At 72.3% G+C, this 26,878-nt stretch carries 27 protein-coding genes and 1 pseudogene; 17 read left to right on the top strand and 11 right to left on the bottom strand.

Annotated features, from left to right (window positions below):
- Window positions 1–72: 72 nt before the first annotated feature.
- From AC5L3Z_RS19585 to aceE, 8 genes and pseudogenes are all read left to right on the top strand, one after another.
- A complete protein-coding gene (locus tag AC5L3Z_RS19585; protein WP_494843974.1) occupies window positions 73–1,122 on the top strand; it encodes an LLM class flavin-dependent oxidoreductase in 1,050 nt (349 codons plus the stop codon).
- The gene (locus AC5L3Z_RS19580) at window positions 1,115–1,360 is read left to right on the top strand and encodes a hypothetical protein (RefSeq protein WP_494843972.1); all 246 of its coding nucleotides are present in this window, start codon (window positions 1,115–1,117) and stop codon (window positions 1,358–1,360) included. The genes AC5L3Z_RS19585 and AC5L3Z_RS19580 overlap by 8 nt, the downstream gene beginning before the upstream one ends.
- Window positions 1,353–1,649, top strand: coding sequence for a GNAT family N-acetyltransferase (locus AC5L3Z_RS19575; protein WP_494843970.1), 297 nt, complete (start codon window positions 1,353–1,355; stop codon window positions 1,647–1,649). The genes AC5L3Z_RS19580 and AC5L3Z_RS19575 overlap by 8 nt, the downstream gene beginning before the upstream one ends.
- A complete protein-coding gene (locus tag AC5L3Z_RS19570) occupies window positions 1,646–2,092 on the top strand; it encodes a (4Fe-4S)-binding protein (RefSeq protein ID WP_494843968.1) in 447 nt (148 codons plus the stop codon). Before AC5L3Z_RS19575 ends, AC5L3Z_RS19570 begins: the two co-directional genes overlap by 4 nt.
- Window positions 2,074–2,745, top strand: a pseudogene (locus AC5L3Z_RS19565) (hypothetical protein); the annotation flags it as partial. The gene AC5L3Z_RS19570 and the pseudogene AC5L3Z_RS19565, both read left to right, overlap by 19 nt.
- Window positions 2,651–3,175 carry a hypothetical protein gene (locus AC5L3Z_RS19560; protein WP_494844168.1) on the top strand — a complete coding sequence of 175 codons (525 nt, stop codon included), beginning with the start codon at window positions 2,651–2,653 and terminating at the stop codon, window positions 3,173–3,175. The pseudogene AC5L3Z_RS19565 and the gene AC5L3Z_RS19560, both read left to right, overlap by 95 nt.
- Before the next feature lie 122 nt (window positions 3,176–3,297).
- Complete coding sequence (locus tag AC5L3Z_RS19555; RefSeq protein WP_494843966.1) at window positions 3,298–3,921, top strand: GntR family transcriptional regulator; 624 nt, start codon at window positions 3,298–3,300, stop codon at window positions 3,919–3,921.
- A 189-nt stretch (window positions 3,922–4,110) separates the two neighbouring features.
- A complete protein-coding gene (gene aceE / locus AC5L3Z_RS19550; RefSeq protein ID WP_494843965.1) occupies window positions 4,111–6,804 on the top strand; it encodes a pyruvate dehydrogenase (acetyl-transferring), homodimeric type in 2,694 nt (897 codons plus the stop codon).
- Window positions 6,805–6,930: 126 nt separating this feature from the next.
- Here the strand turns inward: aceE and AC5L3Z_RS19545 are convergent, their stop codons facing one another.
- Window positions 6,931–7,383, bottom strand: a complete 453-nt coding sequence (locus AC5L3Z_RS19545) for a VOC family protein (protein ID WP_494843963.1) — start codon at window positions 7,381–7,383, stop codon at window positions 6,931–6,933.
- A gap of 459 nt (window positions 7,384–7,842) precedes the next feature.
- On the opposite strand from AC5L3Z_RS19545, the gene AC5L3Z_RS19540 reads away from it, so the two are divergent.
- The 3 genes from AC5L3Z_RS19540 (at window position 7,843) to AC5L3Z_RS19530 (ending at window position 11,047) form a co-directional block, all read left to right on the top strand.
- Window positions 7,843–8,700 carry a hypothetical protein gene (locus AC5L3Z_RS19540; RefSeq protein WP_494843961.1) on the top strand — a complete coding sequence of 286 codons (858 nt, stop codon included), beginning with the start codon at window positions 7,843–7,845 and terminating at the stop codon, window positions 8,698–8,700.
- A 154-nt stretch (window positions 8,701–8,854) separates the two neighbouring features.
- Window positions 8,855–10,408, top strand: coding sequence for a PP2C family protein-serine/threonine phosphatase (locus AC5L3Z_RS19535; protein WP_494843960.1), 1,554 nt, complete (start codon window positions 8,855–8,857; stop codon window positions 10,406–10,408).
- Window positions 10,409–10,486: 78 nt separating this feature from the next.
- Window positions 10,487–11,047: a TetR/AcrR family transcriptional regulator gene (locus AC5L3Z_RS19530; protein ID WP_494843958.1), complete on the top strand. Its 561-nt coding sequence runs from the start codon at window positions 10,487–10,489 to the stop codon at window positions 11,045–11,047.
- Here AC5L3Z_RS19530 and AC5L3Z_RS19525 read toward each other — a convergent pair.
- Both AC5L3Z_RS19525 and AC5L3Z_RS19520 read right to left on the bottom strand, forming a co-directional pair.
- Window positions 11,044–11,916, bottom strand: coding sequence for a diacylglycerol/lipid kinase family protein (locus AC5L3Z_RS19525; protein ID WP_494843956.1), 873 nt, complete (start codon window positions 11,914–11,916; stop codon window positions 11,044–11,046). The genes AC5L3Z_RS19530 and AC5L3Z_RS19525 overlap by 4 nt on opposite strands.
- A 1-nt stretch (window position 11,917) precedes the next feature.
- Window positions 11,918–13,483: an FAD-binding oxidoreductase gene (locus AC5L3Z_RS19520; protein ID WP_494843955.1), complete on the bottom strand. Its 1,566-nt coding sequence runs from the start codon at window positions 13,481–13,483 to the stop codon at window positions 11,918–11,920.
- A 46-nt stretch (window positions 13,484–13,529) separates the two neighbouring features.
- Here AC5L3Z_RS19520 and AC5L3Z_RS19515 point away from each other — a divergent pair, with 46 nt between their 5' ends.
- From AC5L3Z_RS19515 to AC5L3Z_RS19505, 3 genes are all read left to right on the top strand, one after another.
- Window positions 13,530–15,056: a glycerol-3-phosphate dehydrogenase/oxidase gene (locus AC5L3Z_RS19515; protein ID WP_494843953.1), complete on the top strand. Its 1,527-nt coding sequence runs from the start codon at window positions 13,530–13,532 to the stop codon at window positions 15,054–15,056.
- Between the two features lie 105 nt (window positions 15,057–15,161).
- A complete protein-coding gene (locus AC5L3Z_RS19510; RefSeq protein ID WP_494843951.1) occupies window positions 15,162–15,551 on the top strand; it encodes a RidA family protein in 390 nt (129 codons plus the stop codon).
- A 26-nt stretch (window positions 15,552–15,577) separates the two neighbouring features.
- Complete coding sequence (locus tag AC5L3Z_RS19505; RefSeq protein ID WP_494843949.1) at window positions 15,578–16,366, top strand: SIR2 family NAD-dependent protein deacylase; 789 nt, start codon at window positions 15,578–15,580, stop codon at window positions 16,364–16,366.
- A 32-nt stretch (window positions 16,367–16,398) separates the two neighbouring features.
- Here the strand turns inward: AC5L3Z_RS19505 and AC5L3Z_RS19500 are convergent, their stop codons facing one another.
- The 4 genes from AC5L3Z_RS19500 to AC5L3Z_RS19485 all read right to left on the bottom strand — a co-directional run bounded on the left by AC5L3Z_RS19500 (window position 16,399) and on the right by AC5L3Z_RS19485 (window position 20,604).
- Window positions 16,399–17,331 carry an NAD-dependent epimerase/dehydratase family protein gene (locus tag AC5L3Z_RS19500; protein ID WP_494843947.1) on the bottom strand — a complete coding sequence of 311 codons (933 nt, stop codon included), beginning with the start codon at window positions 17,329–17,331 and terminating at the stop codon, window positions 16,399–16,401.
- A 264-nt stretch (window positions 17,332–17,595) separates the two neighbouring features.
- A complete protein-coding gene (locus AC5L3Z_RS19495) occupies window positions 17,596–18,753 on the bottom strand; it encodes a low temperature requirement protein A (RefSeq protein WP_494843945.1) in 1,158 nt (385 codons plus the stop codon).
- Between the two features lie 107 nt (window positions 18,754–18,860).
- Entirely contained in the window at window positions 18,861–19,436 is a 576-nt protein-coding gene (locus tag AC5L3Z_RS19490; RefSeq protein ID WP_494843943.1) for a hypothetical protein, read from the bottom strand.
- 19 nt (window positions 19,437–19,455) lie between these two features.
- Window positions 19,456–20,604 (bottom strand): zinc-dependent alcohol dehydrogenase, encoded by a 1,149-nt coding sequence (locus AC5L3Z_RS19485; RefSeq protein ID WP_494843941.1) that lies wholly within the window; start codon window positions 20,602–20,604, stop codon window positions 19,456–19,458.
- Window positions 20,605–20,939: 335 nt separating this feature from the next.
- Between AC5L3Z_RS19485 and AC5L3Z_RS19480 the strand changes: the two genes are divergently transcribed.
- Window positions 20,940–21,653, top strand: coding sequence for a GAF and ANTAR domain-containing protein (locus AC5L3Z_RS19480; RefSeq protein ID WP_494843940.1), 714 nt, complete (start codon window positions 20,940–20,942; stop codon window positions 21,651–21,653).
- Between the two features lie 115 nt (window positions 21,654–21,768).
- Window positions 21,769–22,485: a GAF and ANTAR domain-containing protein gene (locus tag AC5L3Z_RS19475; protein WP_494843939.1), complete on the top strand. Its 717-nt coding sequence runs from the start codon at window positions 21,769–21,771 to the stop codon at window positions 22,483–22,485.
- Between the two features lie 12 nt (window positions 22,486–22,497).
- Here the strand turns inward: AC5L3Z_RS19475 and AC5L3Z_RS19470 are convergent, their stop codons facing one another.
- Both AC5L3Z_RS19470 and AC5L3Z_RS19465 read right to left on the bottom strand, forming a co-directional pair.
- Window positions 22,498–22,791 (bottom strand): hypothetical protein, encoded by a 294-nt coding sequence (locus AC5L3Z_RS19470; RefSeq protein WP_494843938.1) that lies wholly within the window; start codon window positions 22,789–22,791, stop codon window positions 22,498–22,500.
- 154 nt (window positions 22,792–22,945) lie between these two features.
- On the bottom strand, window positions 22,946–23,344 hold the full coding sequence (locus tag AC5L3Z_RS19465) for an STAS domain-containing protein (RefSeq protein WP_494843936.1): 399 nt from the start codon (window positions 23,342–23,344) through the stop codon (window positions 22,946–22,948).
- Between the two features lie 148 nt (window positions 23,345–23,492).
- Here AC5L3Z_RS19465 and AC5L3Z_RS19460 point away from each other — a divergent pair, with 148 nt between their 5' ends.
- Window positions 23,493–24,956 carry a protein adenylyltransferase SelO gene (locus AC5L3Z_RS19460; protein WP_494843934.1) on the top strand — a complete coding sequence of 488 codons (1,464 nt, stop codon included), beginning with the start codon at window positions 23,493–23,495 and terminating at the stop codon, window positions 24,954–24,956.
- Between the two features lie 107 nt (window positions 24,957–25,063).
- Here the strand turns inward: AC5L3Z_RS19460 and AC5L3Z_RS19455 are convergent, their stop codons facing one another.
- Both AC5L3Z_RS19455 and msrA read right to left on the bottom strand, forming a co-directional pair.
- The gene (locus AC5L3Z_RS19455; protein WP_494843932.1) at window positions 25,064–26,296 is read right to left on the bottom strand and encodes an epoxide hydrolase family protein; all 1,233 of its coding nucleotides are present in this window, start codon (window positions 26,294–26,296) and stop codon (window positions 25,064–25,066) included.
- 54 nt (window positions 26,297–26,350) lie between these two features.
- Complete coding sequence (gene msrA, locus AC5L3Z_RS19450; RefSeq protein WP_494843931.1) at window positions 26,351–26,860, bottom strand: peptide-methionine (S)-S-oxide reductase MsrA; 510 nt, start codon at window positions 26,858–26,860, stop codon at window positions 26,351–26,353.
- Window positions 26,861–26,878 lie beyond the last annotated feature (18 nt).

The raw sequence follows: 26,878 nt of genomic DNA, 5'->3' as shown, positions 1-26,878 counted from the left end.
CATGATTGACACGTCAATCAGTCGGCGGGGCTGACCGCCGCACCGCCGGGACCGGAGCAGGAGGAGGAACTTATGACGGCCGAACGCTTCGAGCTCGGACTCAACTCATTCGGGGAAGTGGCCACCGACGGCGATCGCGTCCTCAGCGACGCCGAGACCGTGCGGCTGATCGTCGAGGAGGCGAGACTCGCGGAGTCGGTCGGCCTGGACGTGTTCAGCGTGGGCGAGCACTACCGCGAGGGCCACAACGACTCCGCCACGCCCGTGCTGCTCGCGGCGATCGCGACGGCGACCGAGCGGATCAAGCTCGGCACCTCCGTCACGGTGCTCAGCACGAACGACCCGGTACGGCTCTACCACGAGTTCTCGACCCTCGACGCGGTGTCGAACGGCCGCGCCCAGCTCGTCCTCGGCCGGGCCTCGGCGACCGAGTCGTTCCCGCTGTTCGGCTACGACCTGACCGACTACCAGCGGTTGTTCGAGGAGAAGCTCGACCTGTTCATGCGGCTCCAGCGGGAGGACCCGGTCAGCTGGTCGGGCACCGTCCGTAGCCCGCTGGTCGAGCAGCGGCTGCATCCCCGGATGCGGCCGGGAGGCATCCCGACCTGGATCGGCGTGGGCGGTAGCCCGAACTCCGTGATCCGCGCCGCCCGCTACGGGCTTCCTCTCATGCTCGCGATCATCGGTGGGCGTCCGCAACGGTTCGCGGGCCACGTCGACCTCTACCACCGCGCGCTCGCACAGTTCGGGCACTCCGCGCGGCCGATCGGGCAGCACTCGCTCGGACTGATCGCCGACACGGACGACGAGGCCGCGGAGACCTGGTGGCGCTACTGGGAGCCGGTCATGCAGCAGGCCGCCCGGGAGCGCGGTTTCCACAAGCCGACCCGCGAACGGTACGCGGCCGAGATCGACTCCGGGGCGCTCTTCGTGGGCTCGCCCGAGACGGTCGCTCGGAAGATCGCCCGGACGGTCCGCGACCTGGGGCTCAGCCGCTTCGACCTCAAGTACGACATCATGCACCTGCCCCGCCAGGCCCGCGCCCGCACCATCGAGCTGCTCGGCCGTGAGGTCGCACCGCGGGTGCGGGAACTACTCACCCAGGAGCCCGCCGATGCCTGATCTCGTGTTCGGCCTCGACACCTTCGGTGACGTGCCGCAGGACGACTCCGGTACACCGACCTCCCATGCCGCCGCCATCCCGCAGGTCGTCGACGAGCCAATTCAGGTGTTCCAGCGCTTCGGCGCGGAGACGCCGGGCTTCGGAACGAACGGCACCGGCATGAAGGTGGCGCAGCACGAACGACCGCTCCGGGCGCACCCGGCGGGGCCGATCAACCAGGAGGCGGAGAGTGAGTGACGTGGACATGATCGTCATCCGGAACAATCCGGAACTGGACAGGTACGAGGTGCTGGTCGACGGCACTTTCGCCGGCGCCTCCGAGTATCGGCTCGTCGGCGACCGGGTGGTGTTCACCCACACCGAGGTGAACGTCGCCCACCAGGGGCGCGGACTGGGTTCGCGGCTGGTCGGAGCGGCGCTGGACGACGTGCGACGGCAGGGCCGGTTCGCCACCCCGCTCTGCCCGCTGGTCGCCTCCTACATCCGCCGTCATCCCGAGTACGCCGACCTGGTCAGGTTCCCGTGACCGAGCCGGCCGCGCACGACCCCTTCGAGGACGGAAAGCGGTACTCCGGCCCGGAGATCCTGGTCAGCTTCGACGCTCGCCGGTGCCGGCACGCCCGCGAGTGCGTCCGGGGTCTGCCGCAGGTGTTCGACGTCGGACGACGCCCCTGGATCCTGCCCGGGGCCGCACCGGGAGACGAGGTCGCCGCCGTCGTCCGGCGGTGCCCGACCGGGGCTCTGCAGTACCGCCCGACAAGCGGTGCCGACACCGAGCAACCTGATCCGGTGACGACCGTACGAGCGGTGCCCGGTGGTCCCCTCCTCCTGCGGGGCGACCTGCGGGTCGGGACGGACCAGCCCGAGGACGGTGTCGGAACGCGCCGCGAAACCCGGATGGCGGCCTGTGCCTGTGGCGCCACCGGGCTCGCGCCGTACTGCGACGGATCGTGTGGGGTGGACCTCTAGTTCCCTGCCGGGAGTTCCGGTACCCGGTCCTGCGGGTCAGTTCGTGGGCACCTGAGCGTCCGACCCGGGGCGAGGCGGCGCGTCACCTGAACGTCCGAGCACTGCCGTCAACTGGTCGGCTGCGTGTTCCCGCCACAGCGCCGCGAGCATCTCGTGGTCGCGTCGGCCCGGGTGTACGCCGTACGACTTCCTCACGTTCGACGGCGTCGGGCCGGGCTCGTTTCGCAGCGGCGACAACTACAACAACATCCCGGACGTCGCCGCCTGGCACGCGGCCATCGGCAAGACCGGACGCCCGATCGAGTTCCTCCTGTCCGGCGGCCCCGCTCTACATCGGTGACGACCTCACCAAGCTCGACGCGTACGGCCTCTCTTTGCTCACCAACCGCAAGGTGATCGCGATCGACCAGCAGGGCGTCCCGGCCCGGCCGGTGACGCCGACCGGCCCCGCGCAGGTCTGGGGGATGAAGAACGTTGACGGCTCGTACACCGTGGCGCTGTTCAACCTGGGCAGCTTCCCCGCCCAGGTCACCGCCAACTGGAGCAGCTTCGGCTTCGGTGGCAACGCCACCGTGCGGGACCTGTGCAAGCAGGAGGAGTTGGGCGTGCACAACGGCGCCATCTCGGCGACCCTGCCGTCGCACGGTTCCCGGCTGTTCAAGGTCACCCCGAAGGGCGACGCCCCCAAGGTGGCCAGCTACGAGGCGGAGGCAAGCACGAACACCCTCGTACGCGGCGCCTCGGTCGGCGGCTGTGCCAACTGCTCCGGCGGCGCGAAGGTCGGCAACCTCTACAACGGCGGCGCGCTGCGCCTCAACGGGGTCACCGTGCCGAAGACGGACGGGCACCTACCAAGTGAACATCCGCTACGCCACGAACGACCCACGCTCGGCGACCGTCTCAGCCAACGGCCAGAACCCTGTCACCCTGGCCTTCCCGCCCAGCGGTGGCTGGGACATCCCGGCCACGGTGACCGTGGCCGTGCAGTTGCGCGCCGGCGCCAGCACGATCGAGATCGACAGCACGACGCCGGTCTACTCACCCGACATCGACAAGATCGAGGTGCCGCTGACCGTACGGTAGGCGCGGCTCGTCCCAGGGCCGGAGCGGCGACGCCGCTCCGGCCCCCGCCGTCCCGGCTCCCGTCGCGCCCCGGGTGGCCTGCGTATTGTCTGAGTAGCCACCAACCTCCCGAGGAGTGACCCATGGCCCCGCCCGTCGTCCACTCGCTGCCTCGCCAGATCCGCGAGTACATCGTCGAGGGGATCGTCGGCGGGCGTTGGAAGCCGGGGGAGCGGATCGTGGAACGGCGGATCGCGGTGGAGCTGGAGGTCAGCCAGACGCCGATCCGGGAGGCGCTGCGCGAGTTGGAGGCGCTGCGACTGATCGAATCCGCCCCCAACAAGGGCGTACGGGTACGGAATCTCTCCGCCGCCGACCTGGAGGAGATCTATCCCGTGCGGGCGGGCCTGGAGCAGGTCGCCGCCGCGCTCGCCTCGCCACGGCTCAACGATGACGTCTCCGTCCTGGAGCCCGAGGTCGCCGCGCTCCGCGAGGCCGACCGCAGGAGTGACGCCGCGGCCCAGGTACGTCACACGGTCGCCTTCCACCGGGAGTTGGTGCGCGCGTCCGGGAACAGCGTGCTGCTGCACACCTGGGAGTCGCTCGGCATCGAGGTGTGGACCACCCTCGCCATCCGGTGGCTGGGCACCCGCCAGCAGTCGTACGCGGAGGAGCACGAGGCCATCGTCGAGGCCTTCCGGCGGCGGGATCCGCGGGTCGACGAGTTGGTCAAGGAGCACGTGCTCGGCTGCGCCCCGCAAGTCTGATTCCGCGACTGAGACGCCACTTACACCACCAGCGCGGACGGCCTTGGCGAAGTTTGATCGATCATCGATCAGAGCTATCGTTGGCCCCGGACCACCGGCGCGAGCTGCGGCGGACAGGTCCTCCTGCCTCACCGTCTCGACCTCCGTCCTGAGGACAACGAGGTCCCGGACCGTCGGAAGGCGGCCATCATGACCGACATCGGGCGAAACACCCCAAGCCCCCTCGATCAGCTCCCGGACCGTGATCCCGAGGAGACCGCCGAGTGGGCGGCGTCGCTCGACGCCGTCGCCGCGGCGGCCGGGCCGCACCGTGCCTCGTACCTGCTGCGCCGCACGCTCGAACACGCCGAGGGCTCGGGTCTCGCGCTGCCGAAGCTGGTGGAGACCGACTACCTGAACACCATCCCGACCGCCGCCGAACCGGAGTTCCCCGGCGACGAGGAGATGGAACGGCGCGTCACCGCCTGGAACCGCTGGAACGCCGCCGCGATGGTGACCCGCGGCAGCCGCTACGGGCTGGGCGGCCACATCGCCACCTACGCCTCCGCCGCCTGGCTCTACGAGACCGGCTTCCAGCACTTCTTCCGCGGGAAGGAGGCCGACGGCTCCGGCGACCAGCTCTACCTCCAGGGCCATGCCGCCCCCGGCGTCTACGCCCGGGCCTTCCTCGAGGGACGGCTCACCGAGGGCCACCTCGACCGGTTCCGGCAGGAGGCGGGCGGCGACGGCCTCCCCTCCTACCCGCACCCGCGCCGGCTGCCGTGGCTGTGGGAATTCCCCACCGTGTCGATGGGCCTGGGCCCGCTGTCGGCGATCTACCAGGCCCGGTTCAACCGCTACCTGCAGCACCGTGGCATCAAGGACACCTCCGCCTCCCGGGTGTGGGCGTTCCTCGGCGACGGCGAGATGGACGAGCCCGAGTCGACCGCCGCGCTCGCCCTGGCCGGTCGCGAGGGCCTGGACAACCTCACCTTCGTGATCAACTGCAACCTCCAGCGGCTCGACGGGCCGGTGCGCGCCAACTCCAAGATCGTCCAGGAGCTGGAGGCGCAGTTCCGCGCCGCGGGCTGGAACGTCGTCAAGTCGCTGTGGGGCTCGGCCTGGGACGACCTGTTCGCCCTCGACACCACCGGCGCGCTCGTACGCCGGCTGCGCGAGGTCCCCGACGGGCAGTTCCAGACCTACGCGGCCCGGGACGTCCACTACATCCGCGAGCACTTCTTCGGCGCCGACCCGGCGCTCGTCGAGATGGCGAAGGTGCTGACCGACGCGCAGATCGCCGAGTGCTTCCACACCTCGCGGGCGGGCCACGAACCCCGCAAGGTCTACGCCGCCTACCGGGCCGCCGTCACGCACCGCGGCGCGCCGACCGTGATCCTCGCCCAGACCGTCAAGGGCTACACGCTCGGCCCGAACTTCGAGTCGCGCAACGCCAACCACCAGATGAAGAAGCTGACCGGCACCGAGTTCCGCGCGCTGCGAGACCTCCTCGAACTCCCCATCCCGGACAGCCAGCTCAACGGTGACGTGGTCCCGTACGTCCACCCCGGCGCCGACTCGCCGGAGGTCCGCTACCTCCACGAGCGCCGGGCCGCGCTGGGCGGCCCCGCCCCGGCCCGTCGGGTCCACCCGGTGGTGCTGCCCGCGCCGCCGGCCAAGCCCTTCGACACCCTGGCCAAGGGCTCCGGTACCCAGGAGATCGCGACGACCATGGCCTTCGTCCGCCTGGTCAAGGATCTGCTGCGCGACCCGGAGACCGGCAGGCGTTGGGTGCCGATCGTCCCGGACGAGGCGCGTACCTTCGGCATGGAGTCGCTCTTCCCGTCCGCCGGGATCTACTCGCCGCACGGCCAGACCTACGACCCGGTCGACCGCGACACGCTCCTGTACTACAAGGAGGCCAGCGACGGGCAGATCCTGAACGAGGGCATCACCGAGGCCGGCTCGATGGCCGACTTCACCGCCGCCGCCACGTCGTACGCCACCCACGGCGAGCCGATGATCCCCTTCTACATCTTCTACTCGATGTTCGGTTGGCAGCGGACGGCCGACCAGATGTGGGCGCTCGCCGACCAGCTCGGCCGCGGCTTCCTCATCGGTGCCACCGCCGGCCGTACGACGATGACCGGCGAGGGCCTGCAACACGCCGACGGGCACTCCCACCTGATCGCGTCCACCAACCCCGCGGCGATCGCCTACGACCCGGCCTTCGCGTACGAGATCGCCGTGATCGTCCGCGACGGTCTGCGCCGGATGTACGGGCCGGACGCCGAGGACGTCTTCTACTACCTGACGGTCTACAACGAGGCGAAGGTCCAACCGCCGATGCCGTCGGGTGCCGACGTCGAGCAGGGCATCCTCAAGGGCCTCTACCGGTACCGGGAAGCCGACGCCCACCAGGTGACGGCGGATGCGCCGCGCCTGCAGCTGCTCGCCTCCGGCACCGCGATGCACTGGGCCCTCGAGGCCCAGCGGCTCCTGGCCGCGGACTGGAACGTGGCGGCCGACGTGTGGTCGGCCACCTCCTGGAGCGAGTTGCGCCGCGACGCCCTGGACTGCGACGCCGCGCTGCTCAAGGGCGAGGACCGGATCCCGTACGTCACCCGGGCGCTGGATGGCGCTCCCGGCCCGGTGCTCGCCGTGAGCGACTGGATGCGGGCCGTCCCGGACCAGATCAGCCAATGGGTGCCGCAGGACTGGCACTCGATCGGCACGGATGGCTTCGGCCTCTCCGACACCCGCGAGGCGGTTCGCCGTCACTTCGGGGTCGACCCGCAGTCGGTCGTGGTCGCGGCGCTCGCGGCCCTGGCCCGGCGCGGCGAGGTCAAGCCGGAGACCGTCCAGGAGGCGCGTAGGCGTTACGGACTCACCGACGACAACTGAATCCTGGTGGATGTGGGGTCGAAGGGCGGCGGCCGGTCGCCCTTCGGCCCCTTCCGCCGTCATCCCCCCTGTCGGCCAGGTGTGGTCGTCGGGGCTGCTACCGGCGATCGCCGAGCGGGAAGGGAGTCACGTCGATTTGGCCGGCCGGTCGGCGAAGACGCCGTGCAGCATTCCGGTGGCCTGCCCGACCTCGATGAGATAGCCGTCCGGGTCGCGTAGGTAGCAGCGCACCTCCGCCTTGCGGTCGAGCGGTTCGGTCAGAAACCGCGCGCCCTTCGCCCGGGCGTCGGCGTGGAACGCGGCGATGTCGGCGACCCGGACGTTCAGGAACGCGGAAACCGGGTCGCCCGGCTCGGGCGGGGCCAGGGTGATGCCGGGCTTGTCGGGGGTGGGCCCGCCGCCGGGGTTCATGATGATCCAACTGTTGGCGATCCGGACGATCGCGGGGTTTTCGGCCAGGACGACCTGTCCGCCGAAGATGTCGGCGTAGAACTCCCGCGAGACCGCGACGTCGCGCACCGTCAGAAAATGCGTGACCACCAGGCCGTGCTGTGGCGCGGGAAGGTCGTCGCGGTCCACCATCGGTGCTCCTCACAGTTGTCCGGTCCTGCCGGCTCGGGTGGCCTCAGCCGGTCCTCCACGCCGCGCGGTCCCAGCCTCCCAGCTCCGCCGCTGCCGGGTGGGCGCTCCGCGGGAAAAGGCGCTCCCGCCGCTGCACGTCCGCCGGTCTCGGCGGACGTGCGCGTCTGGCACCATGCGCAGGCATGGTCCCGCCGGCGCTGCCGGGTGTTCGGCCGCGCCACGGCGCGCCGTTTCTGGTCAGGGTGCGGGTCGAAGGCTGTGGCCGGCAGTCCCTGGAGCGCCTGGGCCCATGGGTGGGCGTCCTGGCCCGGGCAGCCGATGCGTGAATGGCTATCGTGTCGGAACGGCCGGCACGCCTACCCGGCGACGCGGCGCGGTCGTGAACGCAGGGACCGTACTGCGGACGAGCGATGACTCAGGCAGCCGGGTCCGACGGCTGCGGGGGAGGATGCCGCAGTGACCGATGGGCGCCTCGGAAGGACCCTCGACCTCGGCTCGCGCGCCTGGTGGCGGCTGGTCGGCCGCCGGGTGGACCTGGACGGCCGCCACCGGTGGCTGGACGCGCCGACCTGCGGTCCCGGGCCGGTCGGGGCCTCCTGGCTCACGGCCGAGGCGAAGCGGGTCGGCGGTGTCGTGCGTGAGGATGTCGCCGGCGGCGGGCTGTTGTCCTCGATGTCCCTGCTGGACGGTTCCGGCTTTCGCGCCGCCGATCTGGACCGGACGGTCCGGCACTTCTACGAGCGCACCGCGGGCTGGCGGATGGAGGTCTGGGCGCAGTGGTCGGCGCTGTTCCAGCCGGGTGGTGAGCTGGTCAGTCGGCTTTTCGGCCGCCGCGTCCAGCAGCTCGCCCTGCCCACCCGCCCACTCGACGTCGCCCACGGCATGGATTCCCGCGTCGTGCACATCGTCGACGCCCACGGTGAGCAGCACGCCGCCGGCTGGCTACGAACGCTCTCCGCCACCGGCGAGTTCGTCTACAGCGGCTGCTACTCGGCCCGGCGGTTGCCCGGCTCGGACCAGCCCTCGGTCCATGTGGCATTCCCACTGGAGTCCGGCAACGTGCAGGTCTTCCTGCGCCCCAGCATCCAGGACGACGGTTCGTTGGTGCTGTCCTCGCCGCCCGGGGTCTTCGGCGACGACGGGGCCTATGTCGTCGTCCGGGACGGCGGCGGCGGAGCCTGGGCCGCGCGTGTTCCCCTCCACGAACGCTTCCACGTCTACCGGGATCACCGCGGTGTGCTGCGCACCGACCATGAGTTGCGGGTCTACCGGTCCCTCGCGCTTCGCCTGCACTACCGGCTGGACCCGGCCTGACTCGCGCCGCGAACCATGTCGGCTCCGCGCTCGCGAGTCGTCATGACGCTCTGCCACGCCCCGAGGTTGGCGGGGGAAGAGGCCTCCGGGCAGCGGGGGCACCGGCGCGGGGCGGATGCCCCGGAGTCGCCGCGACGATGACTAGGCTGCTCGCATGGTTCACGAGGGCCTGCCGGTTCCGCATGCCGCCGCGTCGTCGCCGGATGCCTCCACCGTGGCCGCGGTGCGTGAGGTGCTGTCCGCGATCCCGGCCAACTGCACGTGGCTGCTGCCGGTCACGTCGGCCGACGGGGAGGTCGTCGACTTCCGGATCGCGGCGACGAGCGAACAGGCCGGCGACGTCTACGGTCGGGGCGCCGGGCGGATCGGTGGGCTGCTCAGCGAGCTGTACCCCGGTATCGTCGACGGCCCACTCTGGCTGACCTACCACCAGGTGCTGGCGAGCGGAGAGCCGCGCCGGCTGCCCGACTTCCGCTACGTGGGCAGCCGGGCGGGCGTCGTCGCGGACTCCCTGTTCGACGTGACGGCCCACCGGGTCCTCGGCGGCCTGCTGGTCTGGTGGCAGCGCCTGGACGAGGACCGGCGCCGACTGGAGCACACCGAGCTGCTGGGGAGCCTCGGTTGGGCCGAGTACGACCTCGTCACCGGGCGCAGCGAGTGGTCGCCCGGCATGTTCCGGATCTTCGAACGGGACCCCGCTCTGGGCCCCATGTCGCGCGCCGAGCAGGCCGCGGCGCTCGTCCCCGACGACTACGGACTGCGCGAGGCGGCCTGGCAGACGCTGGACAGCGGGACGTCCTCGGACGTTACGGTGCGCTTCCGGGCCGGCACGTCGGTCAAGTACCTGCGGATCCTCTCCGATGTCGCGTGGGACGGCGACGGGGCGCCGATGAAGGTCTACGCCGTGGTGCAGGACGTGACGGCGCGGGTGGACTCGCGGACGGCCATCGAGCGGCTCAGCGACCAGTTGCGGACGCGCGAGATGACCGCGTTGGCGGAGCACCGGCTCGCCGGGCAGTTGCAGAACCTGATCCAGCCGGTGCCCCGCGACCCCCTGTCACTCGCGGGGCTCGAGGTGCTGGTCGGCTACCTGCCGGCGGAACGCGTCCTTCAGGTCGGCGGTGACTGGTACCACGCGCAGACCCTGCCGGACGGCCTGGTCGCGCTCGCCGTCGGAGACGTCGCCGGGCACGGCCTGGGGGCGGCCAGCGGCATGGCCCACCTCCGGTTCGCGCTGGTCGCGTGGCTGTCGATCGGCATCCGGGATCCGGGCGTGCTGCTCGGCCACCTGAACCGGCTCTGCGCGCAGTTGGGCGTCACCGGGACCGCGGTGGCCGCCCTCTACGACGCCTCGACCCGGTCGCTGTGCTGGGCCCAGGCCGGCCATCCGGCCCCGCTGCTGGCCCGAGCCGGGGCGACCACCACGCTCGACCGGCCGTCGGGCGTCCTCCTCGGCGTCGACCAGACCGTCACCTACCCGGTCGCCGCGCAGCCGCTGCGCGTCGGCGACCTGCTCCTCTTCTACACCGACGGGCTCGTGGAGAGACGCTCGGCCGACGTCGACGACCTGCTGGTCCCGGTGATGCGAGGGTTGTCGACCCTGTCCCGCGAACCGGGGAAGCAGACCCTGCCGCGGCTCCGGGACCTCCTGCACCACCCCAGCCCGGACGACGACACCTGCACGCTGGCGGTGCGCGTACTGCCGTGAGCGGTCGACGCTGTCGCGCGATCGGCGGCGGGTCGGGTGTGCACAGGCGCCGCCGGGCGGGCGTGGTAGACATGCCGCGTGGACGACCTGGTGCTGGACGCCGCCCGGGACTGCGTGCTGGCCTACGGCGTGCGCCGTACGACGTTGACGGACGTGGCGCGCCGGGCCGGGGTCTCGCGGATGACCGTCTACCGGCGCTGGCCGGACGTGCAGTCACTGATCGGGGACCTGATGAGCCGGGAGTGGCATCAGGTGCTGGTGGCCACCGGGGAGGACGAGCCGACCGGGCCGGCCCGGTCCCGCCTGGTGGCGCGGGTGACGGCGGGGGCGCGGCTGCTGCGGGAGCACCCGCTGCTGTGCAAGATTCGTGACGTCGACCCGGAGGTGCTGCTGCCGTACCTTCTGGACCGGCGCGGCGGCGGTCAGGACGAGATGCTGCGGTTCCTCGCGGCGGCGGTGGCCGGCGGCCAGGCCGACGGCTCGGTCCGGCCCGGCGACGCCGAGCTGATGGCCCGTGCCGTCTTCCTGACCACGCAGTCCTTCGTGCTTTCCGTCCGTACGGTCGCCGACGGCGCGCCGGTCGCCGAGTTCGACCGCGAGCTGGCCCGCCTGGTCGACGGCTACCTGCGCCCGGACTAGGACCCCTGGCCGGCGATGATCCGCAGCGCTCCCGGCCGTACCTCGACGTGCACCTCCGTGTCCCGGCCGACGGGGTCCCCGTCGCCGTACACCGCGACCGGACGGTCGGCGCGTACGGTGACCGAGCTGCCGCGCCGGGAGGTGACCTGCGGCAGCCGCAGGTGCGAGCCGGTACGCATGCGCCACAGCGCGACCGGGAACAGCAGCCGGCTGGCGTGTCGGACGACCACCACCTCCAGGGCCCCGTCGTCGGGCCGCGCGGTCGGGGCGATGTGGAGCCCACCGCCGTAGTACCCGCAGTTCGCGACGACGACGGTGTACGCGTGCACCTGCTCCGTCCGGCCGTCGAGCGTGATCGTGTACCGGGTGCGGGGCCAGCGCAGCAGCGCGCGCAGCCCGGTGGTGGGGTACACCAGCGACGCGGGCAGGCGTGACCGGTTGGCCAGTTCGTTGGCGGCGGCGTCGATGCCGGCGTAGACGCTTCCGATGATCGTGTGCTCGGCGACGCGCAGCACGTCCAGGTGCCGTGGTCGACCGTGCAGCAGCAGGTCGGCGACCTCGGTGGGGGAGTGCGGCAGCTCCAGCTGGCGGGCCAGGTCGTTGCCGCGGCCGGCGGGGACGATGCCGAGCAGGCCACCGGCGTCGACGACGGCACCGGCGAGCAGCCGGATGGTGCCGTCGCCCCCGGCGGCGACGACGACCTCGCCGGCCCGCACCGCCTCGGCGGCGCACCGGCGGGCCTGCTCGGCGGTTTGCGTGTACTCGACCCGGATCCGCGCGCCGGCGGCGCGGAGGTGGTGGGCCACCGGCATCAGGCGGGACAGTCCCCGGCGCGCGGCCGGCCCGAGGATCACGGCGAAGGCGCGCACCTCACGGCACCAGGATGCCGGGGTTGAGGATGCCGGCCGGATCCAGGTGCCGCTTCACCGCCCGGAGCAGGTCCACGCCGACCTCCCCGACCTCGGTGGCGTACCACCTCCGGTGGTCGGCGCCGACCCCGTGGTGGTGGGTGATGGTGGCGCCCACGGCGGCGATCGCGTCGCTGGCGGCGGCCTTCGCGGTGTGCCAACGGCCGATCGGGTCCGGCCCGGGGGAGCAGATCACCGTGAAGTACAGCGAGGCGCCGGTCTCGTAGACGTGGGAGACGTGACCCAGCACCAGCGCCCCGTCCGGCAGCGCGTCGAGGATGGCCTGCCGGACGCGGTGGTGCACCTGCGGCACCGTCGACCAGTACGCCGCGGTCTCCAGGGTCTCGGCGAACGCCCCCGCGTCCAGCAGCGCGTCGCGCAGGTACGGGGCGTCGAAGCGGTGCCGGGCCCACTGCTGCCCCGCCTCCGCGCCGAGGGGCACACCGCCGTGTGCGGCCAGCACGCCGCCGGCCGCGTCGGCGGTGGCACGGACCTCGCCGCCCTCGTATCCGGCGATCAGCAGGCATCCGCCGTCGGAGCGGCCGGAACCGGCAGCCCCGATCATCGTCTCGACCTCGTCGGAGAGCCGCAGCACCGTGGGTCGCGGCCCGTCCTGCGCCAACCGGCGTACGGCCTCCAGGCCGGCGGCGAACGACTCGAACCGCCAGCCCTCGTAGTGGGACCGCGCCGGCAGCGGTCGTACCCGCACGGTGACGTCGGTGATGATGCCGAGCGTCCCCTCGCTGCCCAGGAAGAGCTGCCGCAGGTCGGGACCGGCGGCGGAGGCGGGAGCGCGACCGATCCGCAGGGTGCCGCGGGGCGTGGCGACGGTCAACGCCGTCACCATGTCCTCGAAGCGGCCGTAGCCGGCCGATGCCTGGCCGGAGGAGCGGGTGGCGGCGAACCCGCCGATGGTCGCGTACTCGTAGGACTGGGGAACGTGGCCGAGCGTGAGCCCGTGCGCGGCGAGCAGCTCCGCGGCCCGGGGGGTGGGCAGCCCCGCCTGGAGGGTCGCGGTCCGGGACACCGGGTCGACGGCGACGAGGTGGTCGAGCCGGCTGAGGTCGACGGTGACGTGCCGGGCCGCGGCGGGTGTCAGGCCACCCACGACGGAGGTGCCGCCACCGAAGGGGACCACCGCCACGCCGTGCCGGGAGCAGACGTCGAGTACGGCCAGCACCTCGGCATGGTCGGCCGGGCGGAGGACCGCCTGCGGGGCGAGGGTCGGCCGGCCGAGCCGGTCGCGCAGCAGGTCGGGCGTCGACATGCCGGCCGCGTGTCGCGCCCGGGCCGCCGCGGTGGTGACCACGTGCCCGTCGCCGACCACCCGTCGCAGCTCCTCGAGGACCGCGCCGTCGAGTTCGCAGTCCGGCAGGGTGACCTCGGCCAGCGGCACGGTCGTCGGCGGGGGCGTCAGGTCGAGCACCTGCGCCAGCAGTTTCCTCGCGGCGTCCGGTAGCCCCTTCGCGGCCTCCGCCGTCCCCCAGCGGGCCCAACCGGCGCTCGACGCTTCCCCTCGTTCATTCATGTGTGACAGAGTTACATCCAATGTCACTCAGAAGCAAGGAGGCCGGGTGGAGACATCGCTGACCGGCGCCCGCCGTGACCGTGACCTGAACGAGCTGGCCGCGGGCCTCGCCGTCGACGTGCTCGTGGTCGGGCTGGGCGTCACCGGCGCGGGGGTGGCGCTCGACGCCGCCAGCCGTGGGCTCTCCGTGGTCGCCGTCGACGCCCACGACCTCGCGCACGGCACTTCCCGGTGGAGCTCCAAGCTCGTCCACGGTGGCCTGCGCTACCTCGCCCACGGCCAGGTCGGCGTGGCCTACGAGAGCGCGGCCGAACGCCACCTGCTGCTGACCCGTACCGCCCCGCACCTCACGCGCCCCCTGCCGATGCTGCTCCCGTCGACCGGGTTCACCACCGGTTGGCAGGACCGCGCCGCGGCGGCGGGGCTGCGCGCCGGAGACCTGCTGCGTACCTGCGCCGGGACCTCCCGCCGCACCCTCCCCGGCACCCGCCGGCTGGGCGCGGCCGAGGCCGGCGCGATGGCACCGGCGCTGCGCCGGGCGGGACTGCGCGGGGCGCACCTGTCCTGGGACGGCCAGCTCTGCGACGACGCCCGGCTCGTCGTCGGCCTCGCTCGCGCGGCCGCGGCCCGGCGCGCCCGCATCCTGCCCCGCTGCCGGGCCGTCGAACTGCACCGGAACGGTGCCACCATCGAGGACACCCGCACCGGTGGCCGGCTGCACGTCTCCGCCCGAGCCGTGGTCAACGCCACCGGCGTCTGGGCCAGCGAACTCACCCCACACGTCCGGCTACGCCCGTCGCGGGGCACCCACATCGTCCTGTCCGCCGCCCGCCTGGGCGGGCTCTGGGCGGGGCTGACGATCCCGGTGCCCGGCGAGTTCACCCGCTACGTCTTCGCCCTGCCCCAGACCGACGGCCTGGTCTACGCCGGCCTCACCGACGAGGCGGTGGACGGGCCCGTACCCGACGTGCCGGAACCCACCGAGGCCGACATCGCGTTCCTGCTCGACGTGCTCAACAGTGTCCTCGACGCGCCCCTGCGACCCGCCGACGTCCTCGGCGCCTACGCCGGGTTCCGCCCGCTGCTGGCCGACGGCGGTTCCCGGACCGCCGACATCTCCCGGCGGCACGCGGTCATCGACGACCCGGACGGCATCATCAGCGTGGTCGGCGGCAAGCTCACCACCTACCGGCGGATGGCGCAGGACGCGGTGGACACCGCGGTGCGCGGGCGCGGGCTCACCGCCGGCTCCTGCCGTACCCGGCGGCTTCCGCTTCCCGGGGCCGCGAGCCGCGCGCAACTGGCCCGGGTTCCGGCGCCGCGCCGGCTGGTCCAGCGCTACGGCACCGAGGCGGTCGACGTCCTGGCCGGGGCGCCGGCCGGACTCCGCCGGCCGATCGGGCCCGACATCCCGGTCACCGGCGCCGAGCTGCTCTGGGCCGCCCGGCACGAACTCGCGCTCACCGTCGACGACCTGCTCGACCGGCGCACCCGCATCGGGCTCGTCCCGGCGCACCGGGAGGCCGCGCTGCCCGTGGCGCGGGACATCCTCGCCCTCGCCGCCGAGGGGTGACCGCGCCGTTCCGCCGGAGCGGTGAGGAGGACGGCGGTTTCGTCGGTCACCCCGGATCCACATCTTTCTGCGATGCTCTCGACCGTGACTTCGCTTCGCCGTTCGGTGACGTCAGGATCACCGCTGGAACCGGAGATCGGCTTCTCCCGCGCCGTGCGGATAGGGCCGTACGTGTCCGTGGCGGGCACCGCGCCGATCGCGGGCGACGGGACCACCGCCGGACCGGGAGACGTGTACGCGCAGTCCGTGCGTTGCCTGGACATCGCCGAGCAGGCACTGCGCGAGGCCGGTGCGACGCTGGCAGACGTGATCAGGACCAGGGTCATGCTGGTCGACATCGCCCGGTGGCGGGAGGCGGCGCGCGCACACGGCGAACGGTTCGCTCAGGTACGACCGGCGTGCACGTTCGTGGAAGTGTCGCGCTTCATCGACCCGGAGTGGTTGGTGGAGTTCGAGGTCGACGCCGTGGTGGGACCGGACGACCGGAGCGGCTGAACCCCGTGCTGGCAGGATCTCCACACATGGAAGCTGAACTGCTCCGTCGCGCCGCCCGACTCCTCCGCGACGCGCGCCGTGTCGTCGTCCTCACCGGCGCCGGTGTCTCCGCCGAGAGCGGGGTGCCCACCTTCCGTGACGCCCTCACCGGCCTGTGGGCGCGGTTCGACGCCCAGCGGCTCGCCACGGCCGAGGCGTTCCACGCCGAACCGGACCTGGTCTGGGGCTGGTACGAATGGCGGCGCGCGCGGGTGGCCCGAGCCGAGCCCAACCCCGGTCATCGGGCGATCGCCGCCCTCCAGACCCGGGTCCTCGACTGCACCGTCATCACCCAGAACGTCGACGACCTGCACGAACGGGCGGGCACCCAGGCCGTGATCCACCTGCACGGGAGCCTGTTCGCACCCCGCTGCACCGCGGCGGCCGCCCACCCCGCGCCCCTCGGGGACACCTCGGGCGGCCCCGGTCAGCCGCACGAAGGCTGCCGGGTGCCACCGCCGCGGTGCGCGTCCTGCACCGCGCTCGTCCGCCCGGGGGTGGTGTGGTTCGGTGAGCAGCTGCCCGAGGCGGCGTTGACCGCGGCGGTCGAAGCGGCCGCCGCCTGCGACCTGCTGCTGACCGTCGGCACCGCCGGCGTCGTGTACCCGGCCGCCGAGATCCCGCAGGTCGCGGCCCGCTCGGGCGCCACCGTGATCCAGGTCAACCCGCAGCCGACCCCCCTCGATCCGGTCTGCGCGATCAACCTGCGCGGCACCGCGGCGCAGGTCCTCCCGGCCCTGGTCACCGCCGCGTGGGGGGAGAGCGACGGGAGCTGACCGGTTTGCGGACCGGATGCGCCCACCGCGAGCTATCCGAAGAGCGCTCGGAAGCCCTCCCGCCACGACGGGTACTCCAGGGTCCATCCCAACTCGGCCTTGGCCTTGGCGTTGCTGGCCGCGCGGAGCTGGCTGCCGTAGTACACGGCCTGCACGCCGATCTGCTCCTCGGCCTCCGCCTCCGACACGCGCCCCGGCGCGGGGGCGTGCAGGATGTCGGCCAGGTACGGCAGCCACTCGGCCTGGGGGGCGGGCTCGTCGTCCACGATGTTGTAGATGCCGGGGCTTCCCCGGTCGACCGCTGTCACGGTGGCCGCCGCGGCGTCGCGCACGTGCACGAACGGATACTGGCCGGTGCCCTCGCCGACGATCGGCGCCGCGCCGGACCCGACCCCGGTGGCCCATTCGCCATCCGGACCGACCGCGGTGCCCTCGCCGTAGAGGAAGCCGTACCGGAGGACGACGCCGTCGATCCCCGGTGTCTCCAACACCAGCGTCTCGGCCGCGATGTTCGCCTGTACGTGGCTCCGGAGCGGCTCCGGGGCGTCCAGGTACAGCGGTGACGCCTCGTCCGTGGGGCCGGACCCGGCCGGCTGGGTCATGAAGCTGGCGCTCTGGGCGACGACCCGACGGGTGCCGGCTTCGCGAGCCGCCGCCATCAGGGTCCTCGTGCCCTCGGCGCGCAGCCGGTTGGTCACCGCCAGCCAGGTGGCGTAGTCGCGGGACGGCGCGGAGAGCGCGGTCATCTGGTTGACGATGACCTCCGGTTCGGTCCGGCCGATCGCCTGGCGCACGGTGGCCTCGTCGAGTCCGTTCATCAGTTCCGGCCGCGCCCCGAGCGCCTCTATGACGGAGAAGTTCTCCGGTCGGTGGCTGGTGGCCACCACCTCGTGGCCCTGGTCCACCAGCGCCTCGACGATCGGCCGACCCAGCACCCCGGTTCCTCCCGCGACGAAAATCCGCACTGTCGTCTCCCCGCTCTCGCGTCCCGGTCCGAGTCATCGTGACCCGCGCAGCCGGTCGACGCGGCCGAATCGGTCAAGCTCGGCGCGGTCGTGGCGGCGGGCCCCGCCGCGAGGGCCCCAGGAGCGGCTGCGGGACACCCGCGTGAGGCTGGAGAGCGAGATGCTGATCTCGACGCCGCGCGCCTCGGTCACCGGCCGCAACCTGCTGGCGGACGGCCGGGTGCGATCCGGCCGCTGGTTGGCTGAGGTGGCACGGCCCACCGATCACGCCGGCGCGGTCTCCCGGCCTTTGGAGCGGCCGTCGAGGACCCCCACGGTGATCAGGACGGCGACGGTCGCCGCGGCGACGCCGAGCAGCGGCATCGCGGGTCCGGCGAGCGCGATGACCGCCAGGGCGGGCAGCCCGAGGAGCCGGGGCCGGGAGACCCGGCGGTAGATGACGGCGGACAGGCCGACCCGGCCGGCGAGGAAGAGCGCGGGGCCGGCGATGGTGATGGCGACCGCCGCGCCGGACGCCCGTTCGGTGGGGTGGGCGATCACCAGGTCGGCGGCGACCGAGGTGGCCACCACGCCGGCGATCATGACCAGGTGCAGATTGCCCGCGAGGGTGCCGAACCGGATGGGGTCCCGTTCGTCGATGGCGGCGCCCAGGTACCGGCCGGCCGGCGTGACGTACAGCCGGCCGGTCACCGCCGCCAGGGCGAAGGCGAGCAGGAACGCGGCGGAGTGCGCGCCGCCCAGACCGGCCGCGGAGTACGCCAGGCCTGCGGTAATGATCAGCTCGCCGAGCGCGATGATGAAGATCTGCTGGAACCGCTCGGTGAGGTGCGTGCCCCGCAGCCGCAGCTCGCCCGGCTGGGCGCGACCCAGCCCGGGGGTCGGCCAGCCCAGCGGCGCCGCCGCGTAGTCCAGCGCCACGGCCACGGTCCAGGCCGGCACCCGTACCGCCGGCCACACCACCCCGGCCAACCAGAAGAGCGCGGACGCGCCGAACCAGACCAGGATCCGCAGCGTACGGGTGCGGAGGGCGTGCCCACGTAGTGTCACCGAGGTGACGATGCTGCGGCCGAGGTGCAGCGCGACGTACGCCCCCGCGAAGAGAGCGGCGCGGTCCCCGGTCGCCTCCGGTATGGCGACGCCCATCAGCAGCACCCCGAGCGTGGTGCCGATGAGCAGGGCCTGCACCCGAGGGTTCGCGCGGTCGTACCAGTCGGTGAACCAGGTCGTCACCACCCAGACCCACCACAGGGGCAGCAGGAGGAGGGCGGTCCGGGCCACCCCGGCGACCGAGACGTCGGCGAGCAGGGCGAGCGAGAGCTGCCGCAGCGCGAGGACGAAGGCGAGGTCGAAGAAGAGCTCCAGGAACGATGCCTGGAGCGGTTCGTCGCGGCGTCGCAGCAGCGCGTCCGGGCTGCTCGACATCGCGGCTCCTCCCGGACTCCCCGCCTCCCTCCGCCTTCATACCACCGCCCGCCCCGGCCCGGGGCGAGGTCGGACCGCACGGCAGTCGCCGGGGGGTAGCTGGAACGCTAGCCCCGGCGGCGTCGGGCGATCCGCCTCAGGGCCAGGTAGGTGGCCCCACCCGCCAGCAACCAGGGCGCCGCGACGACCACCGCGTCCAGCGGATGGTGTACGCGATCCACCCGCCGGCTGTGGGCGCGGGAGGCCAGCCCGTGGTGGGAGAGCTCGCTGCGGACACCGGTCTCGGCGAGCGGGTTGTCCGGGCGGCGGGTCAGGAACGACCCGAGGGTGCTCTCCACCGCGTCCACCCGGTCCGCGGCCAGCAGGAGCAGCCAGTGTGCGGCGCGTGCCTCGCTGTACGTGCGGTAGGCGTACCTGCGCAGCACCCCGGAGAGCCCCTTGGGCGGGCACGACGTGCCGAACACGGGGGTGAGGAACTGGTGCTCGATCGACCTCTCCCGGGGCCACTTCTCGGGCTGCCGCTCCGGGAACCGCCAGTGTGCCCCGTTGAGGTCCGGGTCGAACCGCTCCCGGGGCACCGACGGGCGGTCCTTCGGGTCGAGGTCGGCACCCCAGCCGGGGATGCTGGCGCGCAGTTCCTCGCTGGATCGGGCCAGCTTCGGCTTCTCGGGCGTGTAGGCCATGGTCCGGCTCCCGGTCTTCTCAGGCGGCGTTCGGAACGATCAGCGGCTTGATGCAGCCGTCGAGCTTGGCGGAGAAGATGTGGTAGGCCTCGGCGATGTGCTCCAGCGGGATGCGGTGGGTCACGATGTCGCTGGGCTTGAGGTAGCCGTTGCGGACGTGGTCGAACAGGCGCGGCCACTGCCGCTTCACCGGACACTGGTTCATCCGCAGGGTGAGCCCCTTGTTCATGGCGTCGCCGAACTTCACGGCGCTGAACATCGGCCCGTAGGCGCCCATCACCGAGATCGTGCCGCCCTTGCGCACCGAGTCGATCGCCCAGTTGAGTGCGACCGGCGACCCGCCCTGCAGCTTCAGCTTGGCGGCGGCCACGTGCTGGAGGAGGTTGCCGTCCGCCTCGGCGCCCACCGCGTCGATGACCACGTCGGCGCCGAGATGATCGGTGATCTTCTTGAGGTGTACGACGATGTCGTCGTACTCGGCGAAGTTGCAGGTCTCGGCGTGGGCGAACGACTCCGCCTTCTCCAGCCGGTACTGGAGATGGTCGATGACGATGACCCGGCCGGCGCCCATGAGCCAGGCCGACTTCGCCGCGTAGAGGCCCACCGGCCCGGCCCCGAAGACCACCACCACGTCACCCTCGACGATGTCGCCGAGCTGCGCCCCGAAGTAGCCGGTGGCGAGCGCGTCGGTGAGCAGGACGGCGTCGTCGTCGTCCATCCACTCCGGGATGAGGCTCGGGCCGACGTCGGCGAACGGTACACGGACGTACTCGGCCTGGCCGCCGTCGTATCCGCCGCAGGTGTGCGAGTAGCCGTAGATGCCGCCCACGGCCGTGGCGTTCGGGTTGACGTTGTGGCAGTTGCCGAAGAGGCCTCGGGCGCAGAAGAAGCACGACCCGCAGAAGACGTTGAACGGCACCATCACCCGGTCGCCGGGCTTCACGTTCCGGACCGACGGCCCCACCTCGTCGACCACGCCGACGAACTCGTGACCGAAGGTCGTCCCGACGCGCGTGTCGGGCATCATGCCGTGGTAGAGGTGGAGGTCCGATCCGCAGATCGCCGCCCGGGTCACCCGCACGATCGCGTCGTTGGGGTGCTCGATCGCGGGACGATCCTTCTCCTGCACCCGCACCCGGTACGGGCCGCGGTAGACCATTGCCTGCATCAGATGCCTCCTGGACCAGCGGGCCGGCGGACGTCTCGCCCCGGCTCCCGTCCGAAGCACCGCAGGTGGTACCCCTGCCTTCGGCCGACAAACCGCAGCCGGGCCGCAACGGCGAATCAGGGGCGATTCCGACGACGGCAGCGGCGCCCCCCGCCGCGTGCCGTCGGCCGGGGCGCGTCCCCGGGCAGCGCGGCCACCGCGCGGTGTGAGCAGCACGGGGACCGGGTACGGCACCGGAGGCGGTTCGCGGGGCATCGACGGGGCATCGACGTCAGCCGCGGACCCGCTGCCGGGGCCGAGTACGAGGGGCCACGCCCGGAGGACGAGGAGACGCCATGGGACCGTCGTCGGTCAGCCCGCAGAGCGCCTTCGCCGAGCTGGGAGGGATCAGGCTGGACCAGGTCGGTCTCGATGAGATGTTGCAGCGGATCGCGGACCTGGCCAACCGGGCCATCCCCGGAACCCGGGACGTCTCGGTGACGCTGATCCGGGGCGGCGACACGCGAACCGTGGTGTTCACCAGCGACCTGGCTCGTGACCTCGACGACTGGCAGTATCAGCGGGGTTTCGGTCCCTGCCTGGACGCTTCGCCGAGCGGTGACTCCGTCAGCGTGCCGGACATGGCGACCGACAGGCGGTGGCCGGAATGGGCGGAGTACGCCCACAGCCGGGCGGTCGGTAGCTCGCTCTCGGTCGGCCTGCCGATCCAGGAGGCCGTCGTGGGGGCCCTCAACGTCTACGGCTGGCAGGCCCAGGCCTTCGACGCGGCGGCGATCGACGTCGCCGAGCGGTTCGCCGCGTACGCCGCCGTCGCCCTGGCCAATGCCCACCTCTACGACACCACCGCCACGCTCGCGGAGCAGATGCGGGAGGCGATGCGGAGCCGGGCCGTGATCGAACAGGCCAAGGGAATCATCATGGGCGAGCGGCGCTGCTCGCCGGACGAGGCGTTCGCGCTGTTGTCGAAGATCTCGCAGGACACCAACCGCAAGGTCCGGGACGTCGCCGCGGCACTCGTCTCCCGCGCCGTCGGCACGGCGCGCGACTGAATTTACTCCGCCACGGTGGTTTCCTCGCCGCTCAAGCCGGGCACCGGATCGCTGGTACGTCCGCAGACGGATCGGGTGTGCGGCCTCGGTCGACCCCTGTGGAGCAAGGAGGAACGTGAGAGCTGCGTCCTGGCTCGAGCCCGCGTCCGGTGATCTCACCGACGACCTCGTGGCCCTGGCCGGTCTCCCGGACGAATCCCCGTCGGTGCCGGTCCTGCTCGCCCGGGTCGTCCGGTCCTGCGCCGCCCTGGTCGACCCGGCCGACCACGTCTCCGTCACCGTCGACCGGCACGGCGACCACCTGACGCAGGCCGCCAGCGACCGGACGGCCGAGGCCGTGGACCTGGCACAGTACGCACAGGACGACGGGCCCTGCCTGACGGCGTTGCGCTCGGGCGAGCCCGTGGCGGTGCCCGACATGGCCGGTGCCGTGGTCTGGCCACGGTTCCGTGACGTCGCATGGCAGAACGGCGTGCGGGCGTCGCTGTCCGTTCCGCTCTTCGCCGGCAGCGGTGCAACGGTCGGCGCGCTCAACCTCTACGCCCGTGACGCCGTCGCGATGGCGGCCCTGGTACGGCACGTACAGGCCTGTTACCAGCCGGCCGGTGACCTGCCACCCCTGCCACCGGTGGACGCCGGAAGCCGGCAGCTCGTCGCCGGCCTACGTGGCGCCCTGCACTGCCGGGACCTGATCCAGCGCGCCCTGGGCGTCCTGATCGGACAGCACGGGCTTCCCGTCGTCGAGGCCTATCAGCGGCTGGTGGAGTCCACTCCGCCGGGAGCGCCACTGACCGCGACGGCCTCGACCGTCCTGCGCCAACTCCAGCATTGAGGCGGCCCCGGGTCATTCCGCAGTGGTGCGGGAGTGCGGGCGGACCACGAGGGGTCCGGTCGGTCTCCTGATCGTGCCGGGTGCTTCGACGCCGTCGACGGCGAGGACATACCGGACACACGGTGCCGCGTCCCGAAGGGTGAGTCGCCCACCGGCCCCGGCCGCCGCGTCCCGGGCCTGGAGCAGCGCGCCGACGGCGATCTCCACCAGTTCGATGAGAAGGTGGGCGTTGTTCCTGTCGAGCTCGCCGCTGACGGTGATCAGCTTCGCCGCTGTCCTGCCGGCGTCGGTGCCGCTCAACGTCATCGACATGATCGGTGGGCCCGAACGGGCGGAAGGTACGGCTGGTCGCCGGGAGCGAGCGACGAGAGTGGGGACCGACATGACTGGGGCGACTCACACCGTCCGGCGGCGGATGCTCGACCCTCTCGAGTCGCGACCTGGGGAGCTGCCCCTCACCTCACGCAGCGCTGACGACCTCCGGTGGCTGCCCGAGATCGGGTGTCGCTGACCGATCGGGCGGTCGTGTCCCCTGCTGCCCCGGCCACCGCGCGCTCCCGCCGCCGGTCAGGAGGACGCCCGCGCCGGTGATGTCGAGGACCCGGGCGGTTCCGCCGCGGGCGCCGCGGACGTCGAACCGGTGCCCTACGCGGGCCGCCTCGTTCGCGACCTCGATCAGGACGTTCACGCCGGCCGCGCAGCAGAAGGTGACGCCGCTCAGGTCACAGCGGACCCAGGGGTGTTCCCGGACGGCGGCGGTCAACGCCGCTCTCAACGCGGGAGCCGTCTCGAGGTCGATCTCGCCCGTGGCGTTGACCACACGTACGTCACGGGCGGGCGGCGGCTGCGGATTCGTCATCGAGGAATGGGGCATGGCGAGCCGACCTCCCGGTGTGGATGAGGTGGGCGCGTGGCTTGACCCACAGGCGAGCCTAGAGCCGGATCGGCGGTTGCGCCACTGTTCGCGTGCCGGGCGGTCGAGGCGGTGAAGCACGTACTGTCGATGAGTGAGCATCGAACCGTCACTGACCGTAACTTTCGATGACCGCTTCGCGCGCGAGCTGGCGGAGATGGCGGTGCCCTGGCAGGCCGACGAGCCACCGGACCCGCGGCTGCTCGTGCTCGACGAGGCGCTGGCCGCCACGCTGGGCCTGGATCCCGCCTGGCTGCGGAGCCCCGACGGCGTGCGCCTGCTGGTCGGCGCCGGCGTGCCCGACGGCGCCAGGCCGGTGGCGCAGGCCTACGCCGGACACCAGTTCGGCCACTTCGTCCCGCTTCTCGGCGACGGGCGGGCGCTGCTGCTCGGCGAGCTCGTCGACGCCGACGGCCAGCTCCGCGACCTGCACCTGAAGGGCTCCGGGCGCACCCCGTTCGCGCGGGGCGGCGACGGCCTGGCCGTGGTCGGTCCGATGCTGCGCGAGTACGTCGTCAGCCAGGCCATGCACGCGCTCGGCATCCCCACGACCCGCTCCCTGGCCGTGGTGGCCACCGGGCGCACGGTGCAGCGCGAGACCCCGCTGCCGGGCGCGGTGCTCGCCCGGGTCGCCAGCAGCCACCTGCGCGTCGGAAGCTTCCAGTACGCGCGGGCCACGGGCGACGTGGACCTCCTGCGCCGCCTCGCCGACCACGCCATCGCCCGGCACCACCCGGGGGCCGCCGAGACGGAGCAGCCGTACCTGGCGCTCCTGGAGGCGGTCATCGCCGCTCAGGCGTCGCTGGTGGCCCGCTGGATGCTCGTCGGGTTCGTCCACGGGGTGATGAACACCGACAACATGACGATCTCGGGCGAGACCATCGACTACGGACCGTGCGCCTTCATGGAGGCGTTCGACCCGGCCGCCGTCTACAGCTCCATCGACCAGACCGGGCGCTACGCCTACGGCAAGCAGCCGCTCGCGGCCCAGTGGAATCTCGCCCGGCTCGCCGAGTCACTCCTGCCCCTCCTGCACGAGGATCAGGAGCAGGCGGTCGCCCTCGCGACGGCCGCGCTCGACCGGTTCCCCGATCGGTACCGCGCCGCCTGGTCGGTCGGGATCCGGGCCAAGCTCGGCCTGCCGGCCGCCCTCGATCCCACCCGCGTCGTACCGCTGGCCGATGAGCTGCTCACCCTGCTGCACCGCGGCCAGGTCGATCACACGTCGTTCTTCCGCGCGCTGGCCGGCGCCGCTCGCGACGACGCCGAGCCCGCGCGTCGCCTCTTCCCCGACCCGGTGGCGATCGACGACTGGCTGGCGCGCTGGCGTGCCCTACGCCCGGACGCCGACGCGATGGACCGGGTCAACCCGATCTACATCCCTCGCAACCATCTGGTCGAGGAAGCCCTCGCCGCCGCCACGGACGGAGACCTGCGCCCGCTCGAACGGCTGGTGGAGGCCGTGACCGCCCCCTACGACGAGCGCCCCGGCCTGGAGCGCTACGCCGCTGCCGCTCCGCCCGACTTCGGCTCCTACCGCACGTACTGCGGCACCTGATGCTCCGGGCGCGACCGTGACCGCGGGTCGTGCGAGCAGGATGAGCTGCTGGCACGACCCGCGGTCAGCCCGCGCGCCGGTCGGCGCGCGATCCGGTCACGGCGGACTCACTGGCGCAGCGACCGGAAGGCGGTGCGCAGCTCCCCGGTCAGCAGCTCCGGCTGCTCGAAGGCCGCGAAGTGCCCGCCCTGGTCGAGCTTGTTGTAGTGGATGAGGTTGGCATACGCCTGCTCCGCCCAGCTCCTGGGCGTCTCGTACATCTCGTTCGGGAAGACGCTCACGGCGGCCGGGACGGAGACGCCCTTGGCGGCGAAGAAGGAGAGCTTGTTCTCCCAGTAGATGCGCGCCGCGGAGACTCCGGTGTTCGTCAGCCAGAAGAGCGTGACATTGTCGAGGACGTCGTCCCGCGTGAGGCCGACGGGTTCACCGGCGAAGGCCTGGCAGATCAGGTCCAGGCTGGCCGCGTCATGGTCGATCATGTAGCTCGCCAGGGCGATGGGCGAATCCGCGAATCCGGTCAGCGTCTCCGGGCGGGTGCCCATCATCAGCGCGTAGGCGGAATGCTTCCAGAAGAAGTCCAGCTGCTCGCACGTTCGCCGCTCCTCGGCCGAGAGGCCGGCCGGCAGCTCGGCCAGCGCGTTGCCTGCTCCGGTGATGTCGGACTGGAGCAACGTGTCGATCTCGGGAGGGACGACGCCCGGCATGTTGGTGTGGATGCCGATCAGCTTCTCAGGCGCCTGCAGAGCCATGACGTCCGTGATGAGTGCACCCCAGTCGCCGCCCTGCGCGGCGAACCGCGGATAGCCGAGCCGACTCATCAGCTCGATCCAGGCGCTGGCGATGCGCTCCGGGCCCCAGCCGGGCTCGGTCGGCTGGCCGGAGAAGCCGAAGCCGGGCATCGAGGGGATCACCAGGTGGAAGGCGTCCGACGCGTCCGCGCCGTGCGCCGTCGGGTCGGTGAGTGGGCCGACGATCTTCAGCTGCTCGATGATCGAGCCCGGCCACCCGTGCGTGACGATGAGCGGCAGCGCGTCGTCATGCTTCGACCGGATGTGGAGGAAGTGGATGTCGAGCCCGTCGATCTCGGTCATGAAGTTCGGCACGGAGTTCAGCCGCGCCTCGACCTTGCGCCAGTCGTACTCCTGCTCCCAGTAGCGGGCGAGCGCCTGGCTCGTCTCCAGCGGCACGCCCTGCGACTGGTCGTCGACGGTCTGCTTCTCGGGCCAGCGGGTGGCCGCGATGCGCGCCCGCAGCGCCTCGAGGTCCGACTCCGGGAACTCCACGCGGAACGGCCGGACATCGGTGGTGGTACGGGTCAGCGTCTGCGTCTTGGCAGCCACGTGGGCCTCCTTCTCGTTCGGTTCGTCGAAGATCCATCTGCCCCGGGCCGGGTACTAGGTGGCGCTCTCACTGCGGCGGGGGAGCTTCCAGTCCGGCCGGACGTAGTGACAGGTGTAACCACCGGGGTTCTTCTCCAGGTAGTCCTGGTGCTCCGGCTCGGCCTCCCAGAAGGGGCCGGCCGGGCTGACCTCGGTGACCACCTTGCCGGGCCACAGGCCGGAGGCGTCCACGTCGGCGATCGTGTCCTCCGCGACCCGCCGCTGCTCCTCGTCCAGGTAGAAGATGGCCGACCGGTAGCTGACCCCCACGTCGTTTCCCTGACGGTTCTTCGTGGTCGGGTCGTGGGCCTGGAAGAAGAACTCGAGCAGGTCCCGGTAGGACAACTGTTCGGGTTCGTAGACGATCTCCACCGCCTCGGCGTGGGTGCCGTGGTTGCGGTAGGTCGCGTTCGGCACCTCCCCGCCGGTGTATCCCACCCTGGTGGTGACCACGCCAGGGCGCTTCCGGATGAGATCCTGCATCCCCCAGAAGCAACCGCCGGCAAGAATCGCTTTCTCAGTCATCGCTCCGCTCCCGTCCCC

The organism is Micromonospora sp. LZ37, from assembly GCF_059359015.1.
This window is presented reverse-complemented; position numbering and strand designations above follow the sequence as displayed.

Coding starts and splice junctions, on each gene's coding strand:
- AC5L3Z_RS19535 (WP_494843960.1), top strand. CDS start 8,855: ATGGTTCACGAGGGCCTGCCGGTTCCGCATGCCGCCGCGTCGTCGCCG.
- AC5L3Z_RS19495 (WP_494843945.1), bottom strand. CDS start 18,753: ATGTCGAGCAGCCCGGACGCGCTGCTGCGACGCCGCGACGAACCGCTC.
- msrA (WP_494843931.1), bottom strand. CDS start 26,860: ATGACTGAGAAAGCGATTCTTGCCGGCGGTTGCTTCTGGGGGATGCAG.
- AC5L3Z_RS19480 (WP_494843940.1), top strand. CDS start 20,940: ATGGGACCGTCGTCGGTCAGCCCGCAGAGCGCCTTCGCCGAGCTGGGA.
- AC5L3Z_RS19580 (WP_494843972.1), top strand. CDS start 1,115: ATGCCTGATCTCGTGTTCGGCCTCGACACCTTCGGTGACGTGCCGCAG.
- AC5L3Z_RS19485 (WP_494843941.1), bottom strand. CDS start 20,604: ATGCAGGCAATGGTCTACCGCGGCCCGTACCGGGTGCGGGTGCAGGAG.
- aceE (WP_494843965.1), top strand. CDS start 4,111: ATGACCGACATCGGGCGAAACACCCCAAGCCCCCTCGATCAGCTCCCG.
- AC5L3Z_RS19465 (WP_494843936.1), bottom strand. CDS start 23,344: ATGACGAATCCGCAGCCGCCGCCCGCCCGTGACGTACGTGTGGTCAAC.
- AC5L3Z_RS19520 (WP_494843955.1), bottom strand. CDS start 13,483: ATGAATGAACGAGGGGAAGCGTCGAGCGCCGGTTGGGCCCGCTGGGGG.
- AC5L3Z_RS19490 (WP_494843943.1), bottom strand. CDS start 19,436: ATGGCCTACACGCCCGAGAAGCCGAAGCTGGCCCGATCCAGCGAGGAA.
- AC5L3Z_RS19585 (WP_494843974.1), top strand. CDS start 73: ATGACGGCCGAACGCTTCGAGCTCGGACTCAACTCATTCGGGGAAGTG.
- AC5L3Z_RS19555 (WP_494843966.1), top strand. CDS start 3,298: ATGGCCCCGCCCGTCGTCCACTCGCTGCCTCGCCAGATCCGCGAGTAC.
- AC5L3Z_RS19505 (WP_494843949.1), top strand. CDS start 15,578: ATGGAAGCTGAACTGCTCCGTCGCGCCGCCCGACTCCTCCGCGACGCG.
- AC5L3Z_RS19470 (WP_494843938.1), bottom strand. CDS start 22,791: ATGACGTTGAGCGGCACCGACGCCGGCAGGACAGCGGCGAAGCTGATC.